This is a genomic window from Pseudomonas sp. HMWF006, from assembly GCF_003061205.1.
Lineage (GTDB): Bacteria > Pseudomonadota > Gammaproteobacteria > Pseudomonadales > Pseudomonadaceae > Aquipseudomonas > Aquipseudomonas monsensis.
The window spans coordinates 1,764-10,715 of the sequence record NZ_QAIU01000137.1; the positions used below are offsets into that span (position 1 = coordinate 1,764).

At 55.8% G+C, this 8,952-nt stretch carries 13 protein-coding genes and 1 pseudogene; 7 read left to right on the forward strand and 7 right to left on the reverse strand.

Annotation, left to right across the window (positions count from 1 at the left end; genetic code table 11):
* From DBR24_RS05515 to DBR24_RS05525, 3 genes are all read left to right on the forward strand, one after another.
* The coding region (locus DBR24_RS05515; protein ID WP_256591282.1) for an FAD-binding oxidoreductase at positions 1 to 971 on the forward strand (971 nt) is incomplete at its 5' end.
* A gap of 378 nt (positions 972 to 1,349) precedes the next feature.
* Positions 1,350 to 1,898 carry a cupin domain-containing protein gene (locus DBR24_RS05520; protein WP_007950154.1) on the forward strand — a complete coding sequence of 183 codons (549 nt, stop codon included), beginning with the start codon at positions 1,350 to 1,352 and terminating at the stop codon, positions 1,896 to 1,898.
* Between the two features lie 130 nt (positions 1,899 to 2,028).
* Positions 2,029 to 2,622, forward strand: coding sequence for a hypothetical protein (locus tag DBR24_RS05525; RefSeq protein WP_128614144.1), 594 nt, complete (start codon positions 2,029 to 2,031; stop codon positions 2,620 to 2,622).
* A 1-nt stretch (position 2,623) separates the two neighbouring features.
* Here DBR24_RS05525 and DBR24_RS34790 read toward each other — a convergent pair whose 3' ends face one another.
* The 5 genes from DBR24_RS34790 to DBR24_RS05545 all read right to left on the reverse strand — a co-directional run bounded on the left by DBR24_RS34790 (position 2,624) and on the right by DBR24_RS05545 (position 5,363).
* A complete protein-coding gene (locus DBR24_RS34790) occupies positions 2,624 to 2,944 on the reverse strand; it encodes a DUF4225 domain-containing protein (protein WP_371921234.1) in 321 nt (106 codons plus the stop codon).
* Positions 2,910 to 3,320 (reverse strand): DUF4225 domain-containing protein, encoded by a 411-nt coding sequence (locus DBR24_RS31530; protein ID WP_256591283.1) that lies wholly within the window; start codon positions 3,318 to 3,320, stop codon positions 2,910 to 2,912. Before DBR24_RS31530 ends, DBR24_RS34790 begins: the two co-directional genes overlap by 35 nt.
* Complete coding sequence (locus tag DBR24_RS05535; protein ID WP_128614145.1) at positions 3,313 to 3,813, reverse strand: Hcp family type VI secretion system effector; 501 nt, start codon at positions 3,811 to 3,813, stop codon at positions 3,313 to 3,315. Before DBR24_RS05535 ends, DBR24_RS31530 begins: the two co-directional genes overlap by 8 nt.
* Before the next feature lie 217 nt (positions 3,814 to 4,030).
* On the reverse strand, positions 4,031 to 4,318 hold the full coding sequence (locus DBR24_RS05540) for a fructose-bisphosphate aldolase (protein ID WP_128614146.1): 288 nt from the start codon (positions 4,316 to 4,318) through the stop codon (positions 4,031 to 4,033).
* Between the two features lie 613 nt (positions 4,319 to 4,931).
* Positions 4,932 to 5,363, reverse strand: coding sequence for a hypothetical protein (locus DBR24_RS05545; RefSeq protein ID WP_128614147.1), 432 nt, complete (start codon positions 5,361 to 5,363; stop codon positions 4,932 to 4,934).
* A 164-nt stretch (positions 5,364 to 5,527) separates the two neighbouring features.
* Here DBR24_RS05545 and DBR24_RS05550 point away from each other — a divergent pair, with 164 nt between their 5' ends.
* From DBR24_RS05550 to DBR24_RS05560, 3 genes are read left to right on the forward strand one after another with little or no spacing between them, the layout of a single operon-like run.
* Positions 5,528 to 5,917: a hypothetical protein gene (locus DBR24_RS05550; RefSeq protein ID WP_128614148.1), complete on the forward strand. Its 390-nt coding sequence runs from the start codon at positions 5,528 to 5,530 to the stop codon at positions 5,915 to 5,917.
* 15 nt (positions 5,918 to 5,932) lie between these two features.
* Positions 5,933 to 6,355, forward strand: a complete 423-nt coding sequence (locus DBR24_RS05555) for an HD domain-containing protein (protein ID WP_128614149.1) — start codon at positions 5,933 to 5,935, stop codon at positions 6,353 to 6,355.
* Positions 6,356 to 6,382: 27 nt separating this feature from the next.
* Positions 6,383 to 7,402 carry an AbrB family transcriptional regulator gene (locus DBR24_RS05560; protein ID WP_128614150.1) on the forward strand — a complete coding sequence of 340 codons (1,020 nt, stop codon included), beginning with the start codon at positions 6,383 to 6,385 and terminating at the stop codon, positions 7,400 to 7,402.
* Between the two features lie 5 nt (positions 7,403 to 7,407).
* Here the strand turns inward: DBR24_RS05560 and DBR24_RS05565 are convergent, their stop codons facing one another.
* Positions 7,408 to 8,028, reverse strand: a complete 621-nt coding sequence (locus DBR24_RS05565; RefSeq protein WP_128614151.1) for a hypothetical protein — start codon at positions 8,026 to 8,028, stop codon at positions 7,408 to 7,410.
* Between the two features lie 176 nt (positions 8,029 to 8,204).
* Between DBR24_RS05565 and DBR24_RS05570 the strand changes: the two genes are divergently transcribed.
* Positions 8,205 to 8,654 (forward strand): YMGG-like glycine zipper-containing protein, encoded by a 450-nt coding sequence (locus DBR24_RS05570; protein ID WP_128614152.1) that lies wholly within the window; start codon positions 8,205 to 8,207, stop codon positions 8,652 to 8,654.
* Here DBR24_RS05570 and DBR24_RS05575 read toward each other — a convergent pair.
* A pseudogene (locus DBR24_RS05575) lies at positions 8,639 to 8,952 on the reverse strand (hypothetical protein); the annotation flags it as partial. The gene DBR24_RS05570 and the pseudogene DBR24_RS05575 sit on opposite strands and share 16 nt — an antisense overlap.

Below are 8,952 nucleotides of genomic sequence, written 5' to 3' on the forward strand. Positions count from 1 at the left end.
CCGACATCATCCGGTCGCGGATCAAGGAATATGACATCAAATGCGACTACCGCCCGGGCGGCATTTTCGCAGCGATGAACAAGAAACAACTCAACGGTCTGGCCGAGCAGAAGCGCAATTGGGAACGCTACGGCAACCGCAATCTGAAGATGCTCGACGCCGCGGACATTCGTCGCGAAGTCGGCTCCGACGCCTACGTCGGTGGCCTGCTCGACATGCAGGGCGGTCACGTGCATCCGCTGAACCTGGCCCTCGGTGAAGCCGCAGCCATCGTGCGTCTGGGCGGCAAAATCTACGAGCAATCGGCTGCCGTCGAAATCAAATACGGCGAACCGAATGTCGTGCGTACCGCCAAAGGCCAGGTGCGCGCCAAGTACCTGCTGATCGCCGGCAACGCCTACCTGCCGCAAGGCCTCGACAACCGCGTGACCGCGAAAAGCATGCCATGCGGCTCGCAGATCGTCGTCACCGAGCCGTTGACCGAGAAACAGGCGCGCAGCCTGATCACCAACAACTACTGTGTCGAAGACTGCAATTACCTGCTGGATTACTACCGCCTGACGGCCGACAACCGTCTGCTGTACGGCGGCGGTGTGGTTTACGGCGCGCGTGAACCGGACGACATCGAAACCCTGATCCGGCCGAAGATCCTCAAAACCTTCCCGCAGCTCAAGGATGTGAAAATCGACTACCGCTGGACCGGCAACTTCCTGCTGACCATGTCGCGCATGCCGCAATTCGGCCGCATCGAGAAAAATGCCTACTACATGCAGGGCTACAGCGGTCACGGCGTCACCTGCTCGCACCTGGCCGGCAAACTGATCTCGGAAATGATCCGCGGCGACGCCGAACGCTTCGACGCCTTCGCATCGCTGCCGCACATGCCCATGCTCGGCGGCCGCACTTTCTCGGCACCACTGACCGCCCTCGGCGCCGTCTACTACTCGTTGCGCGACCGTTTCGGCATCTAAGTTACCTCCCCGGCGGCGGCCCCCAAGGCCCCGCCGGTTTTTGACCTGCCAGTGCAGCCACCCTCACTCCCGCTGACACACCACAAAACCTGTGGGAGCTGGCTTGCCAGCGATAGCGGTCTTTCAGCAAAAGGGATGTTGAATGTGCCACCAATCGCTGGCGAGCCAGCTCCCACAGGTTTTGCATTTACTTCGCAATTAGCACCAGCAGGCTCTTTTACCCCACCGTCCATCGAACCTGCTGAGCAACACCGACAAACGTGATTTAATAGCCGCCTTTCACGGTTCCGGGACACGGGAGCAACGTGATCCGCGCCCTCGGCGCGTCACCCGCCACCCACCCCCATCGCCCTTAAGTCGTTCTCACATAAGGCAGTCATGGATACGGGTTCTCGACTCAAACTAGTACGCGAAAGCTACAAACTCTCCCAGCGCGAGCTGGCCCGGCGTAGCGGCGTGACCAATGCCACCATCTCCCTGATCGAACAGAATCGCGTCAGTCCCTCCGTCAGTTCACTGAAAAAACTGCTCGAAGGCATCCCGATGTCCCTGGCCGACTTCTTCACCTTCGACCAACCGCCACGCGAACACCAATACGTGTTCCGCGCCAACGAACAACCCGACCTCGGCCGCCACGGCCTGCGCCTGCTGCTGATCGGCGCCTCCGTCCCAAGCCGCCAGATGCGCTTGCTGCGCGAGCAATACGCACCGGGCGCTAGCTCCGGGGAAGAGCCGATTGTGCATGCGGAAGGCGAGGAGTGTGGGCTTGTTACGCGGGGGACTGTTGAGTTGACCGTGGATGGCTCGGTGAGTGTTTTGAATGCGGGGGATGGGTATTACTTTCCGACGACGTTGCCGCATAAGTTTAGGAATATCGGGGCGGATGAGGCTGAGATTATTAGTGCGAATACGCCGGCTAACTTCTGATTGATGCTTTAGGTAAAAAACATACGCTGTAAGTAAATCCGACGCCTTGTTGAAGGGCGTCGGATTTTTTTTGATTCGAGGAAAGGTTTGTAGGTTTGATGGTTTTCATTTGTAGGAAGGCTCTGAATGAGTGCGTGATGATGCAGGGTTAATGACGTTAGGGGATTTCTGGCATGTTTACATTGCTACGCGCGATTTTTTAGGGCGAAGGTGGTGGTGGAATTATGAGTATTCGGGAAAAATGTCTTGTTTCACTCTCAATGATAAAAGGGTGTCATATAACGTTCTTGAGGCGTGTGAAGTCGTGACGTTAAGATTTATAACTCAAACAATATTTTTATTTTTATTGACTTTTGCTTTGAGTGGTATTGGCGCGTTAGTGCAAGTGAATTTTTTCAGTGGGATGTTTTTAGTGTTGAAGGATGTAAAAGAAATTGTAAGTGGTCTGATTTTCGTATTGCTTCTGTATGTTAATTTTCGCTACTGCTTTCCTGATCAGCTGGCTGAGTTGCGAGGGCGAAATGTCCGAAGTGATCGGTATCCTGTATGGGTGAGGCAGTATATTCTCTTTAATTGTGCCTTGTTTGTTGAGGAGGTTTTTTATTACACAATTAAGGATCTGGTGAGTCTGTCTGAAGTTGTTTTTAGGTTGTTAGGTTTTTTGATCTTTGCTTCTGTTTATGCTTACATGATGTCTAGTGAGGAGTTCAAGATAAAATGGTGATTTATTTGTTTTGTCGAAAGTCTATCTCTTCGCTTATGTTTTTGACTGTTATGCTGTCGATCAGTAGTTCAAATACCAAAGCCAGATTCCCCGTTTGGTTGTAAGCGCGCTCGTAATTAATTGGGTCATGATGGAATAGCTCTATTGAACCTGGTTTCCGCACGTGCTGCAGCATGCCAAACCCCGAAAGAATTAGATCTACGCTGTAGTAAGCAGTGTTTCCTATATGAGTATCGTTTGTCACTAATTGATAGAATTTACGAATCGGACCCACTGTGCTTTGAGCATCAGGGCCGTTGTAGATATTTACTACCCCATTCATGAATGTTGTTGATGCCGTGCGCCGAATAGAGTGCTCCTGCAAATATACCTTGTGGGCTTTTGCTGGAGAATTGTATGGCACCTATGTGCAATTGCATCATCCCCGCTGCAACACCTACACCGTTTTGAGCATAAAAAGATACTTTGTTCAATAACTCAGCGTGTTCCTCCCTAAGCTCTTGCAACCCCTGCTTGGCACTAATAACACCTTCATCTACCGCCCGAATAATCTCGTTCGCATAAGACGAGACAATCTCGCCAAATTTGAGCTGGCTGAAGCTATCGTACAACTGAGTCGCGCCGATGTGGCACCCGAATGCGACCAGATCGGAAGCAGCTCGGGTAACGTCGTTGATGTCACACGAATCCTCATTCACCGTCATTTCCCCAAGTGCTGAAACCGCACGTGCCTGCCTGGATATGTGTCCAGCTGATTTCGCGATAAGTAAACGACACCAACTCTTGCGGCTGGGCGTCGTTCAGGTGAATGGCGTGGGGAACCTGAAGGTTGATGTGTGCGATTTTTGCGCCGGTTATGTGGATTTTGAAGTACTTGTCCTGTGTGCCAGCGGGGGAGGTTCGGTAGAAGAAGATTGTGCAGTCCAGCACTTCACGCTCATGAAGTGCGGCGGCCAGTAGTGGTGAGGATTTGTCGATGTTTTTGGTGATCATGATCGGCAGGTGTTTGCCACGGTCAGCGGTAACGCCGCCGTTATTGCCGGTGATCATGTTGTGCGAGTAGGCCAATACCATTATTTCGTCAAGGTGACCCACTTGGCACTTGTTGCCGATGGAATTAGTGTCGGAACAGCCGGCGGAGATCAGTCCTTGTAGATTTCCGGTAATGCTCATGTAACTGTGGTTGGCCATGGATGCTCTGCTTTATTGAACGGAATACTCTTGTTTGAAGAGTAACCGTCAACTAAAGCCGGAACAGTGAGGCGTCGGTCCGCTGTTGATGATATTCAGACGCGTCTTACAAGGGGCGCGGAAGTCAGGAGGTGATTATTCCCAAGTGCCAACGACGTTATCGCTGGTGGGATGACCGGGCGTTTATGAAGTTGGCACTTTGGCAATGTGTTGGTTATCAGGCTGGCGCGTCGAAACCTCGCTGTTCGATTACCCGAAACACATCACTCACGTCCTGCACCATGATCCTGGCGATATTGGTGACGGTGTTGATGTCATGTTCGGCGTAGTCGGGGAGGCTGGTGCAGGCGATGAGGTCGAGGTATTTGAGGACGGCGTTTAGGCGTTCGGCCAGGCATGCGTGGAGGTCGCGTAGTGGGGCGTCGGCGTTGATCAGGAGGACGGGGTTGTCGGTGGCTGGGTGGGACATGTGGGCGTAGTGGTGGAGCGGTTTTTTGATCGTCATTAGGAATGGTCTCTCAATAAAAAATGAGCCACCGTTCTGCTGCGAAACATAATGGGTGGCGGCTGTGAGCAGGTTCGCAGACCGAGGAGAAACCAGACTCGGCAGACTCGAAAGTCTCCCGCACACAGCCGCCATAAAACGTAATGCCGGCGAATTTTGCCAGAATTGTCGTTAGACGGTGTTATCCAATTTCTCCTTAGGGCTGCGAAACCCATCGCCAACTGCGGTCAGCGACAGCCCCACTCTAGGCAGCAATTCCCGCATCCACAACCGAACTGTAGGACGCAAAACCGGCCCTGTGGCGAGGGGATTTATCCCCGATCGGCGACGCAGTCGTCGTAATCCGGCGCCCACGTTGTGTCAGGAGAATTCAGTTCGCCGGTTTGGGGCTGCTTCGCAGCCCATCGGGGATGAATCCCCTCGCCACAAGGGGTGTTTTCCTACGCGTTTTTCAGACTTCAAATTCGGTCGAATCTCAAATCATGGCTTTGCATGTTGGTACAGGGGCTGCTTCGCAGCCCAGCGGGAGCAAGCTCCCTCGCCACAATGGATGTGTTGATGCACGAAAAAGGGACACCCAGCGGTGTCCCTTTTTATGTGCGCTAATCAACCGTCACTTCGCCTTCCAATGCCCACCGCCACTTTCACAATCAATCTTCGCCTGCCCCAGATTCTCCGCGCCGTAGTAATACGTGGTCACCTGCGCGCCCTCGGGAATGTTCAACGCTTTGGCGTTTTTGTCCTTGCTGGTGGAGTGCGGGTTGGCCAGGGATTCCTGGGTGAGGGTGGCGATGCACGTGGCTTGATAGTGCTCATCGCACTGCTGGACCTTTTTCTTGACGGCGTTGACCATGTCCTTGCTTTCGTTGCTGCATGACCAGTCGATGGAATTGACCGGCATGCCCTCGTATTCGTAGCAGCTGTGGCCGGAAACGGTAGGCACGGAGGTGCTGGAGGAGCGGGTTTCGACGTCGCAGCCTTCGGCCATGACGCAGGTGGGGATGACGCAAAAGGTGGCGAGCAGAAGCAGGAATCGAATGTTCATCGGGGTTTCCTCTTCAATGGCGCCGGTTTTGATCAATGAATTGGCGCTTATGGTTTCGAGATAGCGCAGGGGAAGGAGGTTCCATCAGGTTTTTGATTTGCGCTGTTCGCGTAGACTGCGAAACAATCGGACACATCTAGCGCCCAAGGATTGGAATATTGCCCATGATTGAAATCGGCAGCCGCAACAACGCCCCCACGTCGCAGCACCCAACCCACGACGTCTACATTTTCAACATCGACCTGTCCCGAGCGGCCACGCCTTTCTGTTTCGAACAATCGACGGCCGGGGGGCATGGTGGGCAGGGCGGTGCGCGCTGGTTGGCGCTGGATGAGCTGGAAGCCTGGCCCGGTGAGTGGCGTGAGCACTTGAAGAAGTCTGATTGTGCCTGGGGCGCTGAGTTGATTGACGCGCATCCTGGTGCGGATCAAGTGACATTGGTGTCGATGATTCTCAAGCGTCACGCCGAGCCAGCGAAGCCAGTCGGTCGCTTGAAGGCCATGGGCGCTTGGCTCAAACGCAATATCCACGTTGGCGGCCGGTATGGCGTTTAACCCGAGGAAACCCCTATGACTCAAACACTCGAACGCGCCATTGCCCTCGCTGCCACCGCGCACGCCGGGCAGGTGGACAAGGGCGGTGCGCCGTACATTTTGCATCCGCTGAAAGTCATGTTGCGCATGACCACGCTGGAGGAACGCATCGTCGCCGTACTGCACGATGTGGTCGAGGATTGCGGCATCAGCCTTGATGACTTGCGCAAGGAAGGCTTCAGCGAAGAGGTGCTGACGGCGATTGCATCGGTGACCAAAGTGCCAGGCGAGTCCTACGAGGATTTCGTCGAGCGCGCGGCGCAGAACCCGATCGGCCGGGTGGTGAAACTGGCGGACCTGGAAGAGAACAGCGACCTGTCACGGATCGCCTCGCCGAGCTGGGAGGATCTGGAGCGGATCGAAAAATACCGGCGGGCGATTGGACGGCTGCGCGCCTGACTCATTTGAATAGCCAGGAAGGCGACCATGAAATCCATTCTGTGTCTGTTGATCGCCGCCGGTTTTGGCGCGGTGCTGCAATCCCTCGGTGTGCCGCATGGCTTGCTGTTGGGTTCGATCCTTGTCACGGCACTGCTCGTGACAAAATCGGGTTTCGCACCTGCGACGCCTTATGGGCTGGGTTATATCCAGGTCACCCTGGGCATCGCCACCGGGCTGATGTTCGAGGCGTGGGACAGTGCGACGGCGGCGACCATGTTGCCGAGCCTTGGTGTGTTGCTGCTGTGCTTGACGGTGCAGATCGCGCTGGCCGGTTGGTGGCTGACGCGGGGCGCAGGGTGGAATCGCACGGATACGCTGCTCGCAGTGTATCCGGGGGCACTGGCGGCGGTGTTCGATTTGCTGGAGTCGGAGAAGGCGTCGAGCAAAGTCATCATCGTGCACCTGATGCGGTTACTGCTGATCACGGTGCTGGTGAGTTTTTTGATTCCGGGGCCGGGGTCGATTGCTGCTGTTGAAAGCGCTCCGTTGACCACCGGCATGGCGTTGACGGTTGTCTCGGTCATCGGCTTGAGCGTCGTGCTCGGTCGCTTGCTGCTGGTGATCGGCGTGCCGGCGCCCTTCATGCTCACGGCGATCATCATCACCGCCGTCTTTGTAAAAGCAGGGTGGTTGCACGGTTTTCACATGCCCGACTGGAGCTTGAATCTGGCCGCGCTGATTCTCGGCGTGCGCATCGGCTCACGGTTTCAAGGCTTGGGCGTCAGGGAATTGGGGCTGCATGGTCGCACGGCACTGGTCTCGGTCGGGCTGATGATCGTCGTCGCGGCGGCATGTGCTGAAGTGGCAGCGCGATGGTTGGGCAGCGATCCATTGTCGCTCTGGCTGGCGTACATGCCGGGGGCGATCGAGACGATTGCGATTGTCGCGTTTGCGGGTGGGTTGAATGTGGTGTTTATCCTCACTCACCACTTGGCGCGGATGGTGCTGCTGCATTTTGCGCCGGCGTTGTTGGTGCAGGTGCGGCGGGTGCGGGAGGGGGCTTGAGCGAATCAATCGTCGCCGTACACTAAGTCCAGTTGTTCTATCCACGCGGCGCTGGCATTGAATCGGGCGTAATACCGCTGTTTTTCAGCGTCACTCAAAGAAGTAAAAAACGGCAGGAAATAACGCTCGTTGTAGAAACCTTGGGCTCCTTGCATATTGCCGCCCCACCATGAGGGGTTGTAACCCTCGAAGGCAACCCACGGTGGGGGGACAGCGAGTTTTTCGTGGTTCAGCCAGTCGAGGAATCTCGCGCTGTTAGTCACTAAATGAATAGTGACCGCGTTGAACGCTTGGTTGGCGGTGAAGAATATCAAGCGCTCTTTGCTCAAGGCGTCCTCATATTCAAAGATGCGCAGGCCGTTGAACGTGCTTTCCCTGACCTTTTGGAAGGACGAGTCGACCCACTGCCGGAAACGGTTGACGTCGTTTTGCTCAGTCAGAAGTGAGAGGTAACAGGCCAATACTCCGGATTGCTCAAGCGATGTCATCATCGGCAGGTGTGGCAGTCTGGCGACCGACAAAGGCATCACAAAGTACGACTGCAGGACTTTCAGGCTGTATCCGGCAAAAAGTGGCTTCGCCTCAGGCTTGATCAGCGCGGCGAGTCGGCTCAGTAAACGACGCATCGGAATCCGTGATCAGCGAAATTGAGGGTGTCGGGATGGTATCCATAACGGCGAGTGCGAACCACTGCTTCCACAACGTTGAGTGCCGTGTTCAAGAGTTCCTTGCCGAACACTTTGAACTAGACTCTCTGATTACCCCGCATCACAGCCAACCCCAGGCCCCGCCGGAGGTAATCATGAATCGCCTGACGCCCATCCCGCTATTGATCGCTGTCGCCCTGTGCGCCACTCAAGCCAGCGCCGAATCCGTCGTCCCGCTCAAAGGCCAGACCTCGCAACAAACCCAGATCGACATCAACGACTGCCACTCCATCGCTTCAACCTCCACCACTTCCACACCGCAAGCCGGCGGCCGTCTCAAGGGCGCCGCTGTCGGTGCGGCGGCGGGCGCGGCAGGTGCGCAAGTGCGCGGCCGTCAACACGACGAGCTCTACGAACGCGTCGACGATGACCGCAAGCAGGATTACCGACAAAACCGCGCCAAAGAGACTGCAGCCGCCGGTGCGGTCATCGGAGGCTCGCGGCAGCGCCAGGAGCGACGGGCACAGGGCAAGACCGAGGCGGCAGCAAGTTCCAGCGCTTACGCCGGATGCCTGCAAGGGCGCGGCTATCAGATCACACCTTGACGGCTCGGCTTGTGCGCTTCGAGCAGGTGCATCATCAACGCACTATAGAGCGTCACCAGAATGAACAGGCCCATGCGCACCGCAAACGCGGTGTACACGTCCTTGCCCGCCGCACTGTCCTGCACCGATTGCCCGAGCAGGATGATCATGGTGATGAATGTGTTGATCCAGAATCCGGGGCTGAATTGCGTCGGGCTCAGGCGATAGAGTTTGCGCGCCAGCCACAGGCCGAACAGCAGCGTCCACAGAAAGAACATCCACAGGTGCACGAACAGACTCAGGCCGCACCACAGCAGTA